The organism is Roseomonas sp. AR75 (assembly GCF_005222815.1).
Lineage (GTDB): Bacteria > Pseudomonadota > Alphaproteobacteria > Acetobacterales > Acetobacteraceae > Falsiroseomonas.
Genome location: NZ_STGB01000006.1, coordinates 422,771 through 443,709, shown reverse-complemented (window position 1 = coordinate 443,709; position 20,939 = coordinate 422,771). Strand labels below are relative to the sequence as shown.

Annotated in this window: 21 protein-coding genes; 11 read left to right on the top strand and 10 right to left on the bottom strand. The window is 73.3% G+C overall.

Annotated features, from left to right (window positions below; translation table 11 throughout):
• Nucleotides 1-4 precede the first annotated feature (4 nt).
• Nucleotides 5-190 (bottom strand): DUF2842 domain-containing protein, encoded by a 186-nt coding sequence (locus tag E4T13_RS26660; RefSeq protein WP_170985269.1) that lies wholly within the window; start codon nt 188-190, stop codon nt 5-7.
• 242 nt (nt 191-432) lie between these two features.
• Here E4T13_RS26660 and E4T13_RS26655 point away from each other — a divergent pair, with 242 nt between their 5' ends.
• The 3 genes from E4T13_RS26655 to E4T13_RS26645 all read left to right on the top strand — a co-directional run bounded on the left by E4T13_RS26655 (nt 433) and on the right by E4T13_RS26645 (nt 4,039).
• Nucleotides 433-948, top strand: coding sequence for an adenine phosphoribosyltransferase (locus tag E4T13_RS26655; RefSeq protein ID WP_137181937.1), 516 nt, complete (start codon nt 433-435; stop codon nt 946-948).
• A 28-nt stretch (nt 949-976) separates the two neighbouring features.
• Nucleotides 977-2,950 (top strand): ATP-binding protein, encoded by a 1,974-nt coding sequence (locus tag E4T13_RS26650; protein WP_170985268.1) that lies wholly within the window; start codon nt 977-979, stop codon nt 2,948-2,950.
• 93 nt (nt 2,951-3,043) lie between these two features.
• The gene (locus E4T13_RS26645) at nt 3,044-4,039 is read left to right on the top strand and encodes a hypothetical protein (protein ID WP_137181380.1); all 996 of its coding nucleotides are present in this window, start codon (nt 3,044-3,046) and stop codon (nt 4,037-4,039) included.
• Nucleotides 4,040-4,380: 341 nt separating this feature from the next.
• Here the strand turns inward: E4T13_RS26645 and E4T13_RS26640 are convergent, their stop codons facing one another.
• On the bottom strand, nt 4,381-5,430 hold the full coding sequence (locus E4T13_RS26640) for an AbrB family transcriptional regulator (protein WP_170985267.1): 1,050 nt from the start codon (nt 5,428-5,430) through the stop codon (nt 4,381-4,383).
• Between the two features lie 126 nt (nt 5,431-5,556).
• Here E4T13_RS26640 and E4T13_RS26635 point away from each other — a divergent pair, with 126 nt between their 5' ends.
• The gene (locus E4T13_RS26635; RefSeq protein ID WP_137181378.1) at nt 5,557-5,871 is read left to right on the top strand and encodes a hypothetical protein; all 315 of its coding nucleotides are present in this window, start codon (nt 5,557-5,559) and stop codon (nt 5,869-5,871) included.
• Here E4T13_RS26635 and E4T13_RS26630 read toward each other — a convergent pair.
• From E4T13_RS26630 to E4T13_RS30085, 8 genes are all read right to left on the bottom strand, one after another.
• Complete coding sequence (locus E4T13_RS26630; RefSeq protein WP_137181377.1) at nt 5,861-6,625, bottom strand: DUF1217 domain-containing protein; 765 nt, start codon at nt 6,623-6,625, stop codon at nt 5,861-5,863. The genes E4T13_RS26635 and E4T13_RS26630 overlap by 11 nt on opposite strands.
• Before the next feature lies 1 nt (nt 6,626).
• On the bottom strand, nt 6,627-7,007 hold the full coding sequence (locus E4T13_RS26625) for a flagellar biosynthesis regulator FlaF (RefSeq protein ID WP_137181376.1): 381 nt from the start codon (nt 7,005-7,007) through the stop codon (nt 6,627-6,629).
• A gap of 66 nt (nt 7,008-7,073) precedes the next feature.
• Entirely contained in the window at nt 7,074-8,225 is a 1,152-nt protein-coding gene (locus tag E4T13_RS26620; RefSeq protein ID WP_170985266.1) for a flagellin, read from the bottom strand.
• 315 nt (nt 8,226-8,540) lie between these two features.
• Nucleotides 8,541-9,023 carry a flagellar biosynthesis repressor FlbT gene (locus E4T13_RS26615; RefSeq protein WP_137181374.1) on the bottom strand — a complete coding sequence of 161 codons (483 nt, stop codon included), beginning with the start codon at nt 9,021-9,023 and terminating at the stop codon, nt 8,541-8,543.
• A 200-nt stretch (nt 9,024-9,223) separates the two neighbouring features.
• Nucleotides 9,224-10,264, bottom strand: a complete 1,041-nt coding sequence (locus E4T13_RS26610) for a flagellin (RefSeq protein WP_137181373.1) — start codon at nt 10,262-10,264, stop codon at nt 9,224-9,226.
• Between the two features lie 58 nt (nt 10,265-10,322).
• On the bottom strand, nt 10,323-11,849 hold the full coding sequence (locus E4T13_RS26605; RefSeq protein ID WP_137181372.1) for a FlgK family flagellar hook-associated protein: 1,527 nt from the start codon (nt 11,847-11,849) through the stop codon (nt 10,323-10,325).
• Nucleotides 11,846-12,013, bottom strand: a complete 168-nt coding sequence (locus tag E4T13_RS30090; protein WP_170985265.1) for a hypothetical protein — start codon at nt 12,011-12,013, stop codon at nt 11,846-11,848. Before E4T13_RS30090 ends, E4T13_RS26605 begins: the two co-directional genes overlap by 4 nt.
• Nucleotides 12,014-12,016: 3 nt before the next feature.
• Nucleotides 12,017-13,384, bottom strand: coding sequence for a flagellar hook protein FlgE (locus E4T13_RS30085; protein WP_170985264.1), 1,368 nt, complete (start codon nt 13,382-13,384; stop codon nt 12,017-12,019).
• A gap of 181 nt (nt 13,385-13,565) precedes the next feature.
• Between E4T13_RS30085 and E4T13_RS26595 the strand changes: the two genes are divergently transcribed.
• The 7 genes from E4T13_RS26595 to E4T13_RS30945 all read left to right on the top strand — a co-directional run bounded on the left by E4T13_RS26595 (nt 13,566) and on the right by E4T13_RS30945 (nt 20,938).
• A complete protein-coding gene (locus tag E4T13_RS26595) occupies nt 13,566-15,182 on the top strand; it encodes a flagellar hook-length control protein FliK (protein ID WP_137181936.1) in 1,617 nt (538 codons plus the stop codon).
• A gap of 16 nt (nt 15,183-15,198) precedes the next feature.
• Nucleotides 15,199-15,852 (top strand): flagellar hook assembly protein FlgD, encoded by a 654-nt coding sequence (locus E4T13_RS26590; RefSeq protein WP_137181370.1) that lies wholly within the window; start codon nt 15,199-15,201, stop codon nt 15,850-15,852.
• Between the two features lie 83 nt (nt 15,853-15,935).
• Nucleotides 15,936-17,618 (top strand): flagellar basal-body MS-ring/collar protein FliF, encoded by a 1,683-nt coding sequence (gene fliF / locus E4T13_RS26585; protein ID WP_137181369.1) that lies wholly within the window; start codon nt 15,936-15,938, stop codon nt 17,616-17,618.
• Complete coding sequence (fliG, locus tag E4T13_RS26580; RefSeq protein WP_137181368.1) at nt 17,618-18,622, top strand: flagellar motor switch protein FliG; 1,005 nt, start codon at nt 17,618-17,620, stop codon at nt 18,620-18,622. The genes fliF and fliG overlap by 1 nt, the downstream gene beginning before the upstream one ends.
• On the top strand, nt 18,619-19,245 hold the full coding sequence (locus E4T13_RS26575; RefSeq protein ID WP_137181367.1) for a FliH/SctL family protein: 627 nt from the start codon (nt 18,619-18,621) through the stop codon (nt 19,243-19,245). The genes fliG and E4T13_RS26575 overlap by 4 nt, the downstream gene beginning before the upstream one ends.
• The gene (gene fliN / locus E4T13_RS26570) at nt 19,242-19,565 is read left to right on the top strand and encodes a flagellar motor switch protein FliN (protein WP_240791310.1); all 324 of its coding nucleotides are present in this window, start codon (nt 19,242-19,244) and stop codon (nt 19,563-19,565) included. The genes E4T13_RS26575 and fliN overlap by 4 nt, the downstream gene beginning before the upstream one ends.
• A complete protein-coding gene (locus E4T13_RS30945; RefSeq protein WP_137181366.1) occupies nt 19,565-20,938 on the top strand; it encodes a sigma-54 dependent transcriptional regulator in 1,374 nt (457 codons plus the stop codon). The genes fliN and E4T13_RS30945 overlap by 1 nt, the downstream gene beginning before the upstream one ends.
• Nucleotide 20,939: the final 1 nt, after the last annotated feature.

The following is a 20,939-nucleotide window of genomic DNA, read 5'->3' as shown; positions in this document are numbered from 1 at the left end:
GCGCTCATGCGCCGGCGCGCGCCGCCCAGAACATCAGCGCGCGCGCCGGCCAGACCCAGGCGATGCCGGCGACGAGGAAATAGGCAAGCTCGACCAGCCAATGGGTGCCCAGCACCCAGTCGGCCAGCCACACCACCGTCCCGACATAGAGCAGGAAGCCAAGGGAGCCGACGATCAGGGCGATCAGCATGCGCGACATCGCGCGCGATGTGGCCCGGCGCCGGCAGGCTGCCAAGGGCCGCTCCCGGTTGCGGCGCCACCCCCCGGCGGCGTAGCCTGTCCGGCGAGGAAGGCAATCGGGTCGGGCCGCGCCGCAGGCATTGCGGCGCCGGGCGATCCGCGCGCATTCCGCCACGAGTGACGAGTGCGACGCTGCCGATGCCCGATACGCCGAGCCCCGCCGCCTTCTCGCGGCTCGAAGCAGACCCCGCGATCGACCTGCGCGACCACATCCGCGGCATCCCGGATTTCCCGAAGCCGGGCATCCTGTTCTACGACATCTCCACCCTGCTGCGGCATGGGCGCGCCTGGCGCACGGCCATGGCGCGGATGGCCGACAAGATCGCGCCCCACAAGCCGGACGTGCTGGCCGGCATCGAGAGCCGCGGCTTCCTGGTCGCCGCGCCGCTCGCGCTCGAACTCGGCCTGGGTTTCGTCATGCTGCGCAAGCCGCGCAAGCTGCCGGGGCTCACCATCGGGCTGAACTACGCGCTGGAATACGGCACCGACCGGATCGAGATGCAGGCGGACGCCGTGGAGAAGGGCCAGCGCGTCGTGGTGCTGGATGACCTGCTGGCCACCGGCGGCACGATGTCCGCCGGCATCTCCCTGCTGCGCCAGGCCGGCGCGGTGGTGCCCTGCGCCGCCTGCCTGATCGAGCTGACCTTCCTGAAGGGGCGCGACCGCCTCGATGTCCCGTTCGAAGCGCTCATCGCCTACGACAGCTGATCGCGCGGCGCCGGGCGGCGCCATCGCGATGGCGGAGGCCGGGCGCTTCGCGGAGGCGATCGCCACGGCCGTGGCTGCGGCCCCGACCGGCGTGGTCATCTCCGACCCGAACCAGCCGGACTGCCCGATCGTCTTCGCCAACAGCGCCTTCTACGCCATCACCGGCTACGCGCCGGATGAGGTGCTCGGCCGCAACTGCCGCTTCCTCCAGGGCCCCGGCACCACGGCGGCCGATGTGCGGGCGATCCGCGAGGCCATCGCGGCGGCACGGCCCATCGACATCCGACTCACCAACTACCGGCGCGACGGGCGGCGCTTCGTCAACGAGCTGCATATCTCGCCGGTGCACGACGCCGCGGGGAAGCTCCTGTATTTCATGGGCATCCAGCACGACGTCACCGAACGCGTGAAGGCCGAGGAGGAAGCGCGCCGGGCGCAGCGCGCGGAAGCCCTCGCCCGCCGCGCCGCGGAGCGCGCGAGCGCCGAGAAGTCCGACTTCCTCGCCTTCGTCAGCCATGAGGTGCGCACGCCGCTCAACGGCGTGCTCGGCACGCTGTCCCTGCTGCTGGACACGCCGCTCGACGCCGAGCAGAGCGCCTATGCCGAGACGGCCCGGCGATCGGGCGAGACGCTGCTCTGGACGGTGAACGAGCTGCTGGACCTGTCGCGCATCGAGGCGGGCAAGCTGGAGCTGGAAGAGATCGCCTTCGACCCCGCGCAACCGGTGCGGGAGGTGCTGTCGCTGCAGGCTGCCGCGGCCGCCGACAAGGGGCTGCGGCTGACCGCCAGCCTGGACGCGATGCTGCCTGCGCGGGTGATGGGCGATCCGGGGCGCCTGCGGCAGGTGCTGATGAACCTGGTGGACAACGCCATCCGGTTCACCGCTGCCGGCAGCGTCGAGGTCCGCGTGACGCGCGACGGCGGGCGGATGGATGTGGCGGTGCGTGACACCGGGCCGGGGATCAGCCCGTCGCTGCGCCGCCGCCTGTTCCGGCGCTTCCAGCAGGCGGATGCCGGCACGGCGCGCCGGCATGGCGGATCGGGCCTGGGGCTGATGATCTGCCGGCGCCTGGTCGGGCTGATGGGCGGCGAGATCGGGGTGGAAAGCGAGCCCGGCGCCGGTAGCGTCTTCCGCTTCACGCTGCCGCTGCGGGAGGCATCGGCGGACACGCCGCTGGAGCCCGCGCGGCCAGCCGCCGCGCCGCTGCCGACGCGTCGCGCGGGGGAGGCGCCCTTCGCCCGCCTGCTGCTGGCCGAGGACAGCGAGGCCAGCCAGCTCGTCGCCGCGTCCATCCTGCGCAAGGCGGGCTACGACGTGGACCTGGTGCGCGACGGGGAGAGCGCCGTGGAGGCCGCGGCCAGCGGTTCCTATGACGCGATCCTGATGGATGTGCGGATGCCGGGGCTCGACGGGCATGCGGCGACGCGGCGCATCCGCGCGCTGTCAGGGCCGGCGGGGCGCGTGCGCATCCTGGCGCTCACCGCCTCCGCCATGCCGGACGATACGGCGCGCAGCCTGGCCGCGGGGATGGACGCGCATCTGACCAAGCCGGTGGACCGCGCCGGGCTGCTCGGCGCCGTGGCGGCCCTGCTCGGGGCGGCGCCGGCCCGGCCGCGTGCGGTGCCGCCTGCGGCCGAACCCGGCCCCGCCCATGCCCTGCTGGTCCGCGACACGCTGGAGGAGTTGCGTGCCGCGGTGGGTCCCGGGCGGCTGCCCGACCTGATCGGGGTCTTCGCCGCCGAGACCCTCTCCCGCCTGCGCCGGCTGCAGGAGGCACCGCCGCTCGCGCTGATCGAGGCGGAGGCCCATGCGCTGCAATCCGCCGCCGGCACCTTCGGCGCCGCCGCCCTGCGGGAGGCCGCCACCGCCTTGGAACGCGCTGCCGTCGAGGGCGCGGAGGCGGAGGCGCGGCACGTCGTGGCGGGGCTGCCGCGGCTGGTGGATCGCACGCTCCAGGCTCTGTCCCGGGCCGCGGGCGTGACGGCGGGGCGGGATGGCTGAACCCTCCCGGACTGGAAGCCTGACGGTTGTTGCCACCTTTTGGCCCCATTCCCCGGCTCTAGCTGCCCCTTCAACCGGAGGGAGGCCAGAGGGATGACCCATCCATTCGCCACCCGGCGGGCTGTCCTGGGCAGCGTCATCGCTGCGGCGGCGGCACGCCCGCTGGCTGCGGCTACCGCGGTGCCGGAGGCCGCCACGCTGCTCGCGCCGGGGCCGGAAGAGGGCGCCTCGGCGAGCTACGCGCATCGCGCCGCGCGCGGGCTGGCCCGTGGGCTGGTGCAGGCCGCCGCGTTGCGCGTGAGCGTGCTCGGCGGCGCCGACGGCATCACCGCGGCGAACCGCTTCGCCGTGTCCACGCCCGCCGATGGTCGTGTGCTGCTGGTGCTGCCGGGCCTGGCGACGCAGAGCCTGCTGATCGGCGATCCCCGCGCCCGTTTCGAGCCGCGCCAATGGCCTGCCGTGGCGGGCAACCTGGCGCCGGCGCTGCTGGCCGGGCGCGGTGCACTGAATGCGGCCGGGACGGTCCGCCTGGCCCTGCCCGGGCCGGCCGCGGCGGAGACAGCGGGGCTGCTGGCGCTCGACCTGCTCGGCCGCGCGGCAACCCCGGTGTTCCTGCCGGCCGGCATGGCGCCGGAGGTCGCGGTGACGCTCGGCTCGGCCGATGCCGTGGTGTTGACCGGTCCAGGCGCCGCCGCTCGCGCCACCGCCGTCGGGCTGACGCCCTGGTTCGCCTTCGACGGTACGAAGCACGGGCGAGACCCTGCCCTGCCCGATGTCCCGACGCTGGGCGAGGTACTGGCCGACCCCGCGCAACCCGACCTGCTGGCCGGCTGCCGTGCCGCCGCGGCGGGGTTGCGAACGCGGGCCCTGGTGGTGCTGCCCGCTCTGACCTCGGCGGATGTGGTGGCGCTGTGGCGGGCGGCGGCGCGGCGCTGGGGCGAGGCGGAGCCTGATTCCGCCGAGTCCGGCCTGCGGCAGGTGCGCGCACAGGAAGCCGCGGAGGCGCTGGCCACGCTCTGCCCCGGGCCCGAGGCTGCCCTGGCCTATCGGGAATGGCTCCACCGCCGTCTGGGCTTCCAGGCCGGCTGACGCGGGCCCGCTGCGCGGGCCGCTTCTTCTGTGCCCTCGAGCGCCGGGCGGCCGCATCCGCGGCCTTGGCTCGGCCCGCTACGCGGGCCGCTTCTGCTGTGCCCTCAAGCGCCGGGCGGCCGCATCCGCGGCCTTGGCTCGGCCCGCTGCGCGGGCCGCTTCTGCTGTGCCCTCAAGCGCCGGGCGGCCGCATCCGCGGCCTTGGCTCGCCGCACAAGCGGCGGCCGCCATTCGGCGGCTCGGCCCGCTGCGCGGGCCGCTTCTGCTGTGCCCTCAAGCGCCGGGCGGCCGCATCCGCGGCCTTGGCTCGGCCCGCTGCGCGGGCCGCGTTTGCTGTGCCCTCAGGCGAAGCCGAGGCGGCGGGCGAGGCGCCAGATCGGCAGCACGAACAGGTTGCAGATCAGCGTACGCACGATGTGGAAGCCGAGCACCAGCGGCACGCCGACCTCCAGCGCCTTTGCCGTGATCGTCATCTCCGGCATGCCGCCCGGCGCCATGCCGAGGATCGCGCCGGCGATCGGCAGGTGGGAGACGAAAGCGAGGCCAACCGCCAGCGCCGCCATCAGCAGGATCAGCAGCAGCGTCGTCAGCACCGAGGTCTGCGCGATCCGGCGCGAGGAGAGGATGAAGCTGCGCGTCATCCGCACGCCAAGCGACATCCCCATGCCGACCTGCGCCGCATTCACCATCCACACGGGCACGCCGGAGGGCAGCACGCCGAAGGCCGAGAGGCCGATCACCAGCGCGCAGGGGCCGAGCATCCAGGGGTTCGCCAGCCCGGTGCGCGTCAGCGCCAGCGCCGCCGCGGTGCCCGCCGCGACGAGCAGCGCGAGGCCCGCGAGATCCACCTCCGGCCGCTCGCTGAGGAAGGCGTCGGCGCCGCCGCGCGGCGCCAGCCAGGTGACCAGCGGCGGCACCACCACCACCACCACCATCACCCGGATCGTCTGCGCCAAGGTCACCGCCGGCACCGAGACGCCGGCACGCTGCGCCAGGATGGCCATGACGATCACGCCCCCGGGGACCGAGGCGTAGTAGCCCGTCTCCGGGTCGGTGCCGGCCAGCCGCGCGAAGACCTTCGCGGTGAAGGCGCCGGCCAGGATCGCCAGGAACCCGCCCAGCACCAGCCAGGGCAGCGCCCAGGCCAGCGCCGCCATCACGGGCTGGGTGAAGGTCTGGCCCAGCCCGAGTCCAAGGAAGATCAGCGCGATCGGGCGTGTCGGCTTGGCGACCGCCGCCTTCTCGTGCCAGGCCAGCGCGCCCGTCGCCGCCATCGCGCCCAGCATCCAGGCCAGAGGGATGTGCAGCAGCGTGAACAGCATGCCGCCAAGCACGGCGGCCGCGGCTGTCCAGAGCAGGGGCGGCAATCGGGGATCGGTGAGACGCAGCAACGGGGAGGTTCCGCCGCGCAGCTTCGGCCCGGGCGGCGCGCGCGTCAAACCGCGCCGGGGCCATGGCACGGCAAGCATTCCTTCATGCCTGTCGCATAGGCTGAGGGATGGCCGCGCGAAGCCCCGATGCGTGGCGTGACTGGCCAGGACGGCGCCGAAGGTAGACTGGCCGTCATGATCCCCGATCCCGCCGCCCCGGCCCCGCCCCGCCAGCACGCACGGCCGAGCGCCGCCGCATCGCCGACCCAGCCGCCGGACGTTGCCCCTGCCACGCCGCCGACGCCCAATCCGAGCGTCCGCATCGACAGCGCCTTGAACCTGGTGGTGCTGGAGTTTCGCGATTCGCAGGGGGAGGTGCACACGATCCCGACGGCGCGCGAACTGGACGCCTATCGCACCGCACCGGCCGAGGCGACGCCGGTGCTGGACGTCAGGCGCTGAGTCGCAGGCCGGCGGCCAGGCTCGCGATCGCGTTCGCGCTGCCGGACCCGTCGAGCAGCGCCGTCAGCGGGCTGCTCGCCTGCGTCGCCGGAAGCTGCGCGACATAGCGCTGCACCATGCGCGAGACCGCCTTCGGATCCTGCAGATCCGCCACATCCAGCCGCCGCGTCAGCACGTCCCTCTGCTGCTCGAACTGCAGCAGGCCGAACTGCGAAGGCAGGCCGAGCGCGCCGCGCGCGACCGTGGCCAGCGCGCGATCGGACATGAGTTGGGGGATGGTCGTGGCGCTGGATGCCATCCGCTTGAAGTAGAGCGCCTCCCGCAGGCCGGGATTGGCCTCCCCCATTTCCTTCTCGTAGCGGTTGGTGAGCGCGCCGGCGACGATGCGCTCCACCAGCGCGCCGTCGGCAAGCGGGCTCTCCGCACGGCCGGCGAAGGCCTGCGCAAGCTGCTTCCAGCGCGGGTCGGTCAGGCGGCCGACCAGGCTGCCTTCGGCGGCGGGATCCTCGGTCAGCACCTTTCGCAGCATGGCGCGCTTGTCGATCTCGGTTTCGAGCTGGAAGGCCTCCAGCACGACATTCAGCGTGCGGCGGTCCTTCAGCAGCGCCTCGATGTCGGGGATAGCCGCGGCGCGTTCGCGGAAGCGGTCCATGTCGGCGGCGACGTCGCGGCGGGCGTTGAAGCGTTCCTGCAGGGCGGCGCCCTGTCGCTCCACCACGTTCAGCGCCGCGAGGCCGCCGATGCCCGCGAGCATGTCAGGCGGCGCCGGCGACGAAGGTGGGCGGCGCCGCGGCGGCCGGGCGCTGCGCCTCCAGCCCCGCGATCATGTCACGGTGCAGGGCGAGCAGCGGTTCAAGGCTGGACGCGTCGCCCATGCGCGCATCCGCCTCCTTCTGCGCCCAGAGGCCGAGCGAGAGAAGCCGGCCCTTGAGATCGGGTGGGAGCGCGTTGCCGGGCTGCGCGAGGTCGGCAATCAGCAGCGACCAGAGCCGATGCGTCTTATGCAGCGCCGCGACGCGGCCCGGCGTGTCGGTGGCGCCGGCGAGAAGGCCGTTCACGTAGCGGAAGGCGCGCAGCTCGATCTCGCGCGGATTGGCGGCGGCGTTCTGCTGGGCGGCGTAGCGTGCGTGCATCATGCGGCGGCGGCGCTTTCCCTGGCGCGAGGAGAGGCGCGAGGGCCGTGTTGGCCCCCGCGCGGCGGATCACCGGAACAGGCTGAGCAGCGACTGGCTCTGCTGGTTCGCGATGGAGAGCGACTGCGTCGCAAGCTGCTGGCGCGTCTGCAGGCTGGTCAGCCGCGCGGATTCCTCCGCGAGGTCGGCATCCACCAGCGCGCCGAGGCCTTCCTTCAGCGAGTCGTTCAGCTTGGTGGTGAAGTCCTGCAGCCCCTCCACCTGGCGCAGCGCGGCGCCGATGGTGGCGAGCCGCGTGCCCATCGTGTCGATCGCGCCTTCCACCGCGGCGATCGCGCCCGTGCCGCCCGGCAGCGTGCCGGCGGTGGCGCCGCCCGAGGCGAAGGTCGGCGTGATCGCACCGATGTTGCCGTTCACCACCAGGCGGCCCTGGTTGTCCAGGCTGGCGTCGAAGCCCTCGGACTGCATCCGGCCGATCAGCTTGGAGACCGCCTGCAGCGGCGAATCCGTCGCGGTGATCTGCACGTCGAACACCTGGGCGTTCGGGCCCGGCGTGCTGGTGAGCGGCGCGGAGCCGTCGCTGAACTCGAAGGTGTAGGTCGTGCCGCCCTGGCTGAAGCTGATCGTGTCCGCATTCGCCGCGGCGAAGGTCGCGTCGAAGGTCAGCGTCCGGCCGCCGGTGGCCGCAGTCAGGCCGGCCAGAGCCAGCCCCGCCGCCGTGCTGTTCGTGCCGGTGACGGAGGTGGTGGTGCCGTTGATGTCGCGCACGACGTTCAGGTTGTTGTCCGTCACGCCGGTCACGCCCGCGACGCCGGAGGTCAGCAGGTTCACGCCGTTGAAGGTGGCCGTGCGCGCATAGGCGTCGATATTCGCCAGCGCGTTGGTGATCTGCGCGTTGATCTGGTTGACGTCCACGCCCTGCTGCTGGCCCTGCGTGACGGTCTGCTTCAGCTTGCCCAGCTCGTCGCTGATCTTCGTGGCCGCGTCCCGCGCCGTGGTCAGCGCGGCCTTGCCGAAGGACAGGCTGTCCTTCACCGCGGACATGCCGTTCAGGTCGGCGCGCATGTTCTGCGCGATGGCGAAGACCGCGGGGTCGTGATTGGCCTGGCTGATGCGATAGCCGCTCTCGATGCGGGCCTGGGTGTTGCCCATGTCCTTCGAGATGGAGCTCAGCGAACGGATCGCCGCCATCGCGGCGACATTGGTGTTGACGGAGGACATGGTCCTCTCTCCTGGATCCTGCGTTCCGCGGAGGCTGGGCCGTCTTGGCGACCTTCCGCGGTGGCGGTGCGGCAGATGCCGCACCGGGAGGCGGCGCCTGTCGCGGCGCCGCCCGATCATCCTGCCTTCAGCGGGTGAAGGAAGCGTGAAGGCAGGGCGAGAAAGCTGATCGCGAAGCGCCGCCCTGCGCCCGCCGCAGGCGGGCGAGCCGCCGAATGGCGGCCGCGGCCGGTGCCGCGCAGCCAAGCGCGCGGAGGCGCGCGCCGGCGACTGAGGGCGACGTGCGCCAGCACGTCGCGCACCCGGATGACGTCCTCATTGCGCGGCGTGGTGCAGTGCAGGTCGCGCCATCGCCACGGCGCCAGCCCCGGCCACGCCCGGCGGCAGCGCGGTCCCGGTCTGCGGATCGAGCCCGAGCACCGTCGCCTCGTGCCGCATCACATGCCGTACCAGGCGCAGCGCCTGGTACCACTCATCCTGCTCGGCCAGCGCCAGCGCGCGCTCCAGCAGCTGGCGCGCCATGTTCGACGTCGTCGCCTCCTGGAACTCGGCGACAAGGCGATGCGCATCCGCCATGGCCGGCTCGCGCTCCTCCTCCGGCCCGACATAGGCGCATTGCAGCGCGAAATAGATGCGCCGCGCGGGCGTGTTCGCGGATTCGGGCGACATCACCTGCTTGCCGAACAGGAAGCGCGCCCGCGCCACGAGCTCCACCCGCGTGCGGCTGCGGAAGCGCAGCGACGCGCCATTGACGACCAGCAGGTCGCCCGCCCGCAATTCGAGCACCAGTGTGGACATGCCACTCTCCCAACCTGTCGACAGGGCAGCGGGGGGTGGGCCGCCCTGCCGGCAGCCGGCCTTTGCCGGCGACTGCGCGATCTTCGCCGCCACGCGGCGCGCCGCGTGCCCGATCCTCGGGAGGTGCCGCGGCGCAAGTCTCCACCGATCCGGCACGCTGCCACCTTGCATCCCATCCGCTTAACCGCCGCTGAAGGCGATCACCGCAGCAGCGCCGCGAGCGAAAGCCGCGAGAGCGTCGCCGTGGTCTCGTAGGAGGCCTGCAGACGGAGCTCCGTCTGGCGCAGCGCGGCGGAGACAGCGGCGAGGTCCACCTCCTCGATCGCGCCGAGCTGGCTGCCCAGCGCGACCAGCAGGTTCTCGTGACGTTCGCGGCCCTGCTCCACGCGCTGCTCCGCCGCGCCCAGCGCGCTGCGCTCCTGCGTCAGCCCGCGGGTCGCGCCCGAGAGGTTGTCGGCGACGCCGGAGAGCAGCGCATCGTACCCGCCGACCTGCGCGGCGGAGGCCGGCGTCAGCGCGGCGAGCGTCGCCAGCCCGCGCAGCAGTTCGCGGCCCCAGGAGAGCGCAACCTCCCCGGTGTGATCCTGGCTGGCCAGCACGCCCCATTGGACGCGCTCGCCATCGGCAAGCTGCAGCGCGCGGCGCGACTCGCCGAGGGCGGCGCCTTCGAGATGCGCGCTGAAGGGGCGCGTGAGCGGATCGGAGGCGATCAGGGCGGTGTCGGCCAGCACCGCGGATGCGTTCAGCGGCGTGAGCGTGGCGACGGACGCCGCGATCGCCGTGGCCATGGCGCCGGTGGAGATCGCCGTGTCGTCCGGCACCGGCATGCCCGTGAGGTCGCTGCCCGCAAAGAGATAGTCGCCATCATGCCGCGTGTTGAGCAGCGAGGCCGCTTCCTCCAGCGCGGATTGCGCACGCCGCGCCAGCGTCTCGACGCCGGAGGTGCCGAGGGTGCGGGCGCGCTGCGTCTCCGCCGCGACTTCGGACGCGATTCCCTCCAGCCGTGCGAGCACCTCCTGCGTCATGTCCATGCGGGCGAGCGCCGTATCGGCGGCGCCGACATAGGATTCGCGGCGCGCGATCTCGCCGCGCAGGCTGATGGCACGGCGGGAGCCGGCGCCAAGGTCGCCATGCGTCTCGCCGACGAAGCCGGTGGAGACCTGGCGCGTCATCACCGCCAGGTCCTGCCGCAGGCGGAGCTGGTCCAGCGCCATGCCGCCGAGGGTGGTGATCATCGCCATGCGGTGGTTCCCTTCACCTCCGTCGCCGGTGTCCGGCGGTTCAGCACGGCCCGCGACGTCACCTCACGGCACCGAACAGCGCGTCCCACATCGCCTGGATGGTCGCGATCACGCGCGCGTTGATCGTGTAGGCATTCTGCAGCTCGACCATCGCCGCGACCTCCTTGTCCACATCCACGCCGGAACGCTGCTGCATGCGCGTGCCCAGCAGATCGCCGAGCGCGCTGGCGCGGTCGCGCGCGGCTTCCGCCTCGGCGCGCGCGCCGGATTGTGCGGCGACCAGCGCACCGCCATAGGATTCGAGCGAGGCAAGGCCGGAGAGCGCCGAGACGAGCGTGCCGTCCGGCCCGAGCCCGCCCGTCGGGATGGCCGGCTGCGCGCTGCCCGTCGCGACATTCGCACCGAAGGTGAAGTCCAGCACGCGGTCGAGCAGCGTCGCGAAGCCGGTCGGGCCGCCCGGCACGTTCGGCGTGAAGGCGGTGGCGCCGCCGGGTGCGGCGACGACGGCGTGCGTGCCGTCGCGCACCAGCCGCGGATCGGCGGCAACCGCGGAACTGACGCTGATCGCCGCGGCGAAGCCCAGCATCGGGCCGCCCGGATAGGGCAGGCTGACATCGGGCACCGTGCCGGCGGCATCGGTGAACAGGCGCAGGCCCTGCGCCTCGAACCGTGCGGCGGTGTGCGCCGCGGCGAGATCCAGCTCCGCCTGCATGCGCGGCAGGGTCAGGTCGCGCAGTTCCGCCGCGGCCGCCATGCGGCCGCCGATGACGCGGCGCGTCACGTCCTCGCCGCGCAGCATCAGGCCGGGCAGCGTGCCCGCGCCGCCATGCCAGGCGCCGACGCCGACGGTCGCCGGCGTGACGGAGAAGGCCGGCGCACCATCCAGCGGCAGCACCATCCCGCCGCGCGCGACGATGGTGACGTCGCCCATGTTGCCGCGGATCACGCTGATGTCGAGCGACTCCGCCAGCCTTCCGAGCGCCAGGTCGCGCTTGTCCTCGAGATCGGCGGCGGTGCGGCCGGCGGCCAGTTCGCGCCGGATGTCCACGGTGAGGCCAGCGATCTCCGCCAGGGCGGCATTCGCGGCTGTGGCCTCGTCGACCAGCGCATCATGCGCGGCCTGGCGGGTGTGTTCCAGCGCGGTGGAGACGCCGTTGAAGCGCGCGGCGAGGTCACCGGCGGCGGAGACCACGGCGCTGCGGCGGATCGGGTCCTCCGGTGCCTCGCGCAGGCTGATGAAGTCGGCGCGGAGCGCGGAGAGCAGGCCGCCGATGCTGTCGCCATCCTCCGGCCGTCCATGCGCGGTCTCGACGGCGGCGAGCAGGTCGGTGCGCAGCGCCGCCCCGGCGACATCGCCGCCAGCGCGCATCTCGGCGGCCTGGAGCGCGAGATCCACGTCGCGCGCCACGGGAAGGCTGCGCACGCCGATGCCGATGCCCTCGGCCGAGAGCGCCTTGCCCTCGATGATCTTCCGCGTGTGGCCGTCGGTGCCGGCATTGGCGATGTCGTCCGCCGTCCGCGCCATCTGCCGATCGAGCAGCCGCAACCCGCTGCGCGCGACGGAGAGGGCAAGATCGAGGGTCATCGGACACCACTGACGACGGCGCGGAACTGGCGGCCGGCCATCGGCCGGCCGAGCGCGCGAATGCGCGCCGCGCCCAGGCTGCCCGCACCGCCGGCACGCCAGCGCGTGACGCGCAAGGCAAGCGCGCGGAGCGCGCGCCCGCCGTTTGAGGGCACGATACTCACGCGCTATCTCCGCATGTTGATGGTGTCCTGCAGCATCTCATCCGCCGCGGTGACGATGCGCGTGTTGGAGGTGTAGGCGCGCTGCGCGAGGATCAGCTTCGAGAATTCGCTGGCGATGTCCACGTTGGAACGCTCCACCGCACCGGTCACCAGCTTGCCGACGCCGTTGGTCGCGGCGTCCGTCACCCGCGCCTCCCCGCTTTCGACCGTGCGCATGAAGGCCTGGCCGTCCAGGCGCTGCAGCTTGTCCGGGTCGTTGAAGGCGACGACTGGCACGCGCGCGACGATGCGCGTCTGGCCGTTGTCGTAGTTGACGGCGACGTCGCCATTCTCCCGCACGATCACGCCGGAATAGGCGCCGAGCGGCACGCCGTCCTGGCTGAGGTCGCGCACGCTGTATTCGGTGCCGGCATAGTTCGTGAGGCCCGTCGGCAGGCCATAGCCGCCGAGGCGCAGGCTGATGTCCTGCGCGCCGAAGCCGTAATCCGTGGTGAAGCCGAGGAAGGCCGGATCGCCGGTGTCGAGCGGCGCCGGCACCGTGCCCGTGGTGCCCGCGAGCGGCACGATGGACGAGATGGTGCCCGGCGGCGCGGTGACGACGGGCGGGCCGGCGGCAATGGTGCCGCCGAAATTGACGTCCACGAAGCGGCCGTTCGCCGGGGCCAGGGTGTCGTCGGCCGGCGTGATGCGCAGGCGCCAGGTGTCGTCGTCGAGCTTCCACCAGTCGAGCGTCACCTGGCGCTGGTTGCCGAGCGCATCGAAGATCTGCAGCACCGAGGAGACCGGTGGCTCCGCCGGCGCCCAGGGCGCGGCCGCCGGCACGGCCGCGACCTGCGGCACGTTGAAGGGCAGGTTCGCCGCCAGGTCGATGCTGCTGGTCGGCACCGGGTTGTAGACCAGCTCGGTGATGCGGATGGGCGCGAGCGTGGTGCGGTCCGGCTCCCCGGTCGGCAGCATGCGCCAGCCTTCGAGGTAATAGCTCGAGCCGTTTACCATGTAGCCGTCGCGGTCGAGCGCGAAGTCGCCGGCGCGGGTGAAGAACTGCCGCTCGTCGAACTGCGGATTGCCGATCGTGCCGCCCCGCGCCTGCGCGACGGAGAAGAAGCCCTGGCCGGCGATGGCCATGGCCAGCGGGTTCTCCACCTGCTCGATCGCGCCCTGCACGGTGTTGGTGTAGTCGGGCCGCGCCTCCACGCTGCCGGGCATGTGCAGGCGGAGCGTGGAGCGCGTCAGCCAGCTCGTGAAGTTCGTGTCCACGCGCTTGAAGCCCACGGTCTGGCTGTTCGCGACATTGTCCGAGACATTGCCGAGCGCACGCGATTGCGCCGTCAGGCCGCTGATCGCGGTGGTCATCGAGCCGAGCAGCGACATCCGGGATGGTCCTCGTGGCGGATTCGTTCGCCGCATGGGATCGCAACCGCCGTGCCAGCGCTGCGCAGGGCCGGGTGCTGCGCGCCTTGCCGCGTCCCGGCAGGTTCTGCCGCGCGGAGGGGCAGGATTGCCGGCTGCGAGCGGCGACGGCGCGGCATGACGCTTGCGCAGGAGCGCGCCGATGGATGCGCTGCCCGCCCTTCCCGCCCTCCCGGCGCTGCCGGCCTCCGGCATGCCGGACGCCGATGGTGCGCCGGGCTTCGCGGCGCTGCTCGCCGGCCTCGTCGCACCCGTGATGCAAGCGGAACCGGTCCCGGAGGCGGAGGCGGGCTCGCTCGTTCCCGCGATGCCGGCGACGGCGCTCGCCATGGGCCCGGCGGGCGTGGGCGGGGAGGAACAGCGGGGTGACGCGCCCGCCGCAGAGCCCGGGACGACGCCGGATCGGTCGGACACGCCGCCACCGGTCCTTGCGCCGCCAATGCCTCCCATGCCCCCTGCGCCGCCGGCCGCTCTGCCGCAACGAGCCCTGGGGGAAGCGCCCGTCCTCGAAGCGGCCGCCCTGGTCTCGGGCTCGCCGAGGCCGGGCATGACGCCGACGCCGCATGCGGCGGCCCGCATCGCGCCGGACGCATCGGAGACGGTCGCGGCGCAGCCGGACGCGACGCCGCGGACGGGGCTGCATGCCGCCATCGACACGCCCGTTTCCGACACCGTGTCGCCTGACCTCCGCGACGCGACGATCATGACAGGATTGCCCCGGCCCGAAGCCGTCGCGATGCCGCCAGGCGACGCGATCCCCGAGGCGACGGCCGGCCTGCCGGACACCGCGCCGCGGATGAAGGTCGCGGAAGCGGCCCCGGAGGTCGTGCGACCGGTCGCGCAGGCCGGGTCGGGAGCGGCCCCGCCCCACGCCGCGCATCGATTGGACGGCGCATCGCCTCAGCCGGTGCCGTCGGTGGCCGAGGCGGCGGCCACGCCTGCGCCGGATGCCGCGCAGCCGCGCACGGAAGCAACGGCTGCCCTGCCGTCCGTCCCCGGCGCGGCGGCAACCCTGCCGCCGCCGCGGCAGCCTCCTGCCGTGCCGGCGGCGGCACCGCGCATGGCCGCGATCGAAGCAGCGACGCCGCGCGGCGACACGCCCTGGACGTCTTCCGCGGCGCCAACACGGCCGCCACCCGCTACCGACATGCCGTCGGTGCAAGCCAGCCCGGAAACGCCGGCGGCGCCGGGGCCGCCGCCGGCCGCTCCGTCACCGGAGGAACGCCGGCATGGCGCCGCGCCATCCGACGCCACGGCAACCACGCCCGACACGAGCGGCCTCGTCGCGCCGAGCTCCACGGCGCCGCCCGCGCCGACACCTGCCGATCCGGCCCCGACGCCCGGACGTTCCGCCACACCCGTGCCCTGGCCGGCGCGGCAGGTGGCGCCCTTCGCGGTCGCGCTCGCGCTCGGCCCGGATTCGCGGCTGGAACTCACGCTGGAACCCGGCGAGCTTGGCCGCGTGGAGGTGGCGATCGAGCGCAGCGGCGGCGATGCCGTCGTCAGCCTGCGCGCCGAACGGCCGGAGACGCTCGCCCTGCTGCAGCGCGACCGTGCGGAGCTGGAGCGCGCGCTGTCGGATGCCGGCCTTGGTGGCGAGGGACGCAGCGCGAGCCTCTCCTTCGGCCTTGGCGGCGAGGGCGGCGAACGCCGGGAGCGCCGCGGCGCCCGGGCGCAGACGCCAGCCGCCCCGCGCGGCGAAGCAGCCGCCACGACGCAGCGCGGCGCGCCGCGCGGCCTGATCGACCTCGCCCTGTGAAGAAGGATTTCGCGCGATGAGCGGCAGCCTCTCCGTCTCCGCCACCAGCAGCAGCGGCACCGCGACAGGGCCGCGCCTTTCGGCCGATCTCGGCACTTTCCTGACGCTGCTGACCACGCAGCTGCGGAACCAGGACCCGACCAAGCCGATGGACACCGAGACGCTGACCCAGCAGCTCGTGCAGTTCGCCACCGTGGAGCAGCAGCTTGCCGGCAACCAGACGCTGGAACGCCTGCTGACGCTGCAGCAGGCCGGGCAGCTTGCGGAGACGGCCTCCCTCATCGGCCGGCGCGTGACGGTGGAGAGCGACGTGCTGCCGCTGCAGGATGGCCGTGCGGAGGTGGCGCTGCCGGCGGCGGGCGCGGCGCGGCGCGCGGTGATCGAGGTGCAGGATTCCACCGGCAATGCGCTGCGGCGGGAGACGGTGACGCTGGGCAGCGCGGCAACGAGCTGGAGCTGGGACGGCCGCGACGCGAGCGGCACGCAACGCCAGGACGGCGCCTATCGCGTGGTGGTCACCGGCCGCGCCGAAGATGGCACGGACCTGCCGCTCACCGCTGCCGTCACGGGCCGCGTGACCGGTGCCGCGCGCAGCGACGGCGCACTGATCCTGCGCATGGGCGCGGCGACGGTCGGATTCGATCAGTTGCGGGAAATGCCGTCCTCTTAACTCCGCCGTTACCGCTACCCGGCAAGAACTGCCCGCCGAGGGTCGGCGGAGCAAGGTGCCGGGATGATCTGCGCAGGATGCGCATGGGCGGGCTGATCGCGCAGTTGCGCGGCTTCGGGCCGATGCGCCTGGCCGCGCTGGCGGGCGTCGGCGCCGCCATCCTGGGGCTGCTGGCCTTCCTGGCGCTGCGCGCGGCGGATCCCCCGATGGCGCTGCTGTATGGCGAGCTGGACCAGCGCGACGCGGCGCAGGTGGTGGCCACGCTGGAACGCCAGCGCATCCCGCACCGCCTGGCCGGCGGCGGCAGCCAGGTGCTGGTGCCGGAGGCCGAGGTGCCGCGCATCCGCCTGCTGCTGGCGCGCGAAGGGCTGCCCGCGGGCGGGTCCGTCGGCTACGAGATCTTCGACCGTGGCGAACGCCTGACCACCACGCCGTTCCAGCAGGACATCAACCGCCTCCGCGCGCTGGAAGGCGAGCTGTCGCGCACCATCCGCGGCCTGAGCGGCGTGCGCCAGGCGCGCGTGCACCTGGTGCTGCCGCGGCGCGAGCCCTTCTCGCGCGAACGCGGGGAGGCGCAGGCCAGCGTGGTGCTGACCATGCTCGGTGCGCAGCGGCTGGACCGGGAAGGCGTGCAGGCGGTGCTGCACCTGGTCTCCACCGCCGTTCCCGGGTTGCGGCCGCAGAACGTCTCCATCGTGGACAGCCGCGGCGAGCTGCTGGCGCGCGGCGGCCAGCCGCTGTCCGGGCCGGCCGCGGCGCAGACCGCCGACGAGCTGCGACGCACGCAGGAGATGCGCCTGGCGCGCGCGGTGGAGGACCTGCTGGAACGCACGCTCGGCACTGGCCGCGTGCGCGCGGAAGCAGCGGTGGAGCTCGACTTCGACCGCGTGCAGACGCAGGAGGAGCGCTTCGACCCCGAGAACCAGGTGCCGCGCAGCACGCAGTCCACGCAGGAGACGAACCGCAGCACGGAACCGGGCAATGTCTCCGTGCAGAACCAGCTTCCCGGCGGCGCCAACGAGCAGGGCGGCGCGCGCACCGACCAGTCCCGCCAGGAGGAGACGACGAATTTCGAGATCGGCCGCACGACGCGCAGCACCACGCGCGAGCAGCCTTCGCTGAAGCGCATCTCGGTGGCCGTTCTGGTGGATGGCGTGTGGGAGCCGGTGGAGGGCGGCCCGCCGCGCTGGCGCGAGCGCACGGCGGACGAGATGGAACGCATCGCCGCGTTGGCGCGCTCCGCGGTGGGCTTCGACGAGCGTCGCGGGGACAAGGTGGAGGTCGTCAGCCTGCGCTTCGCCGAGCCGCCGCCCGCCGATGCGCCGCCGGAAGGCTTCGTCATCCTCGGCCAGACTGTCCCGCCCGCGCTGATGGGCCGCATCGTGGAAAGCGCGATCCTGGCGCTGGTGGCGCTGGTGGCGATCCTGCTGCTCGGCCGCCCCCTGGTGGGGCGCATCGGCCTGGCGCTGGCGCCGCCGCCCGCGCTCGCCGCGGCCGGCGCCGGCGCGCTGCCCGGCGGGGTGGACGCGGAGGGCGCGCTGCCCGGCGGCAGCCCGGCCGCCATCGCCGGCGGCGGCACCGCGGCGCTGCCCGGCGCCGCAAGCGAGAACGGCGCGCCGGCCGAGGACCGCCTGGTCAGCGTGGAGCGGGTGGAGGGCCAGTTGCGCGCCTCCGCGCTGCAGGCGCTGGCGGAGATGGTGGATGCCAGCCCCGACCAGAGCGCCGCCGTGCTGCGCCGCTGGCTGATGCCGGAGGATAACGATTGATGGCCCGCGGCAAGGGACTGAGCGGCCCGCAGAAGGCGGCGACGCTGATGCTGGCGCTGCGCGAGGAGCAGGCGGCCAAGATCTTCGCGCTGATGCATGAGGACGAGATCCGCGACCTGTCCATCGCCATGGCCGCGCTCGGCACCGTCTCCTCCACGCAGGTGGAGGAGGTGGCGCGGGAATTCACCGCGGCGCTGGGCCAGACCGGGCATCTCGTCGGCTCCTTCGAGGTGACGGAGCGGCTGCTGCTGAAATCGCTGCCGAAGGAGCGCGTGCAGCAGATCATGGAGGAGATCCGCGGCCCCGCGGGCCGCACCATGTGGGACAAGCTGGGCAACGTGAATGAGGCGGTGCTGGCGAACTACCTGAAGAACGAATACCCGCAGACCGTCGCCGTCGTGCTGTCCAAGGTGCGGCCCGACCATGCCGCGCGCGTGCTGTCGCTGCTGCCGGAAGGCTTCGCGATGGAGGTGGTGATGCGCATGCTGCGCATGGAGACGGTGCAGAAGGAAGCACTGGAAGGCGTGGAGCGCACGCTGCGGCTGGAGTTCATGTCCAACCTCGCCCGCGGGTCGCGCCGCGACGCGCATGAGGTGATGGCGGAAATCTTCAACAACCTGGATCGTGCGGCGGAGACACGGATCCTGGCCGCGCTGGAGGAACGCAACCGCGAAAGCGCCGAGAAGATCCGCGCGCTGATGTTCACCTTCGACGACCTGCAGCGGCTGGACCAGGCCGGCATCCAGGTGCTGCTGCGCAGCGTCCCGAAGGACAAGCTGGTGCTGGCGCTGAAGGGCTCGTCGGAGACCATGCGCGACATGTTCTTCCGCAACCTTTCGGAACGCGCGGCGAAGCTGCTGAAGGACGACCTCGCCGCGCTCGGCCCCGTGCGGCTGCGCGATGTGGACGAGGCGCAGGCCACCATCGTCTCGCAGGCGAAGGACCTCGCTGCGCAGGGGCAGATCCAGCTGGCCGACGGGCGCGAGGACGAGATGATCGCATGAGCGTGGATTTCCGCGTGGCCGCCTTCGCGCTGCACCTGCCGGACCTGTCGCGCCCGCCGCCGGTGGACACGCCGGCGCCGCCCGATCCCGCGTTGCTGGATGCGGTGCGCACCGAGGGCGAGGCGGATGGCCATGCGCGGGGCTTCGCCGAGGGCATGCAGGAAGGCATCCGCCGCCAGGCGGCTGCGCAGCAGGCGGCGATCGCAGCAAGCCTGGCGCAGGTGGCGGCGGCACTGCACGACGCCGCCGCACAGGGCCGGCAGGCAGCGGAGGAGGCCGCGGAGGCGCTGGCCGCGACGCTGCTCGCGGCGATGGATGCGGCGTTGCCCGGGGAAGCGGCGCGCTGCGGCGCACCCTTCATCGCACGCGTCGCGGCGACGCTGCTGCCGGCACTGGCGGACCGGCCGGAGGCGAAGATCTTCGTCGCGCCGGCACTGGCGGACGCCGTCGCGCAGCACTTGCCGCACGGACCGACGGTGGAATCCGATGCGAGCCTGCCGGACGGCGATGCGCGCATCGCGTGGCGCGACGGCGCCTGCCTGGTGGAACTGGAAACACGGCGCGAGGCGGTGCGTGCCGCGCTGCGCGAGGCCGGCTTCGAGATCGGGAGCGAGGAAGCATGAGCGGCGAGGAAGGCTTCGAGCCCGTCCCCGTGACGGAAGCGCAGCAGGGCGCGGGCCAGGCGGGGCAACGCGACCTGGACGCGGTGTACGACATCCCCGTGCAGGTCAGCGCGGTGCTGGGGCGCGCGACGATGCAGGTCAGCCAGCTTCTCAAGCTTGGCCGAGGCGCCGTGGTGGAACTCGACCGCAAGCTGGGCGAGGCGGTGGACATCTACGTCAACAACCGCCTGGTCGCGCGCGGCGAGGTGGTGATGGTGGATGACAACCGGCTCGGCGTGACGATGACGGAAATCGTCAAGGCCGATCGCGGAGGGCAGTGATGTCGCGCTTGCTGATCGTCGGCTCGCTTGAAGGCGAACTCGGGGCCGCGGCGCGCGTGGCGATCGCGCGCGGGGCGAAGCTCGCGCATGCGGAAGGCGTGGCCGCGGGGCTCGGGCGTCTGCGGTCGGAAGGCGCCGATCTCGCGCTGGTGGATCTGCGCCACGACGTGGCCTGGCTGGTCGGCGCGCTGCACGCCGAACGCATCGCCTGCCCGGTGGTCGCCTGCGGCCATGCCGAGGATGCGGACGCCGCCGTGCGCGCCATCGAGGCCGGCGCACGCGACTTCCTGCCGCTGCCCCCGGATGCGGATTTGATCGTCGCCATGCTGGAGGCCGCCGGCGCGGAGCCGCCGCCGGAAGGCCCGATCGCGCGTGATCCCGCGATGCTCACGCTGCTGGCGCGCGCCACCCAACTGGCGCGCGCCGAGGCGAGCCTGCTCATCACCGGGGAAAGCGGCACCGGCAAGGAGGTGCTGGCGCGCCACATCCACGCGCTGAGCGGGCGTGCGCGCGGCCCCTTCGTCGCGCTGAACTGCGCCGCCCTGCCGGAGACGCTGCTGGAAAGCGAGCTGTTCGGCCACGAGAAGGGCGCCTTCAGCGGCGCGGTCGCGTCGCGGAAAGGAAAATTCGAACAGGCCGATGGCGGGACGCTGCTGCTGGACGAGATCGGCGAGATGGATCCCCGCCTGCAAGCCAAGATCCTGCGCGTCATCCAGGAACGCGAAGTGGACCGGCTCGGCGGCACGGCGCCGGTGCGCGTGGATGTGCGGCTGCTGGCCGCGACGCATCGCGACCTGACGGCGGAGGTTTCGCGCGGCCGCTTCCGCGAGGACCTGTATTTCCGCCTGAACGTGCTCGCGCTGCACATCCCGCCGCTACGGGGACGGCCGGCGGACATCCTGCCGCTCGCCGAGCATTTCGGGGCGCGCTACGCCCGCGCCAACGGGCTGCCGCAGCGCGGCTTCTCGCCGCAGGCGCGGGCGGCGCTGCTCGCGCATCCCTGGCCGGGCAATGTACGCGAACTCGAGAACTGCGTACATCGCGCCGTGCTGCTGGCGGATGGCGCGGAGATCGGGCTGGACGCGATCGAGCTGACGCAGCCGCGGCAACCGGAAGCGCCGGTCGGCGCGCCGGCCCCGCAGCCTTCCCCGGCGCTCCGCATCACGGGACTGGTCGGGCGCAAGGTGGAGGAGGTGGAGCAGGAGCTGATCCTCGAGACGCTGACGCATTGCCTCGGCAACCGCACGCGCGCGGCGGAGATCCTCGGCATCTCCATCCGCACGCTGCGCAACAAGCTGCAGGAATATCGCGCCGCCGGCATCGCGGTGCCGCCCGCACCGGGGCAGGCGCCGATCGCGCTGCCCTTCGGCTAGG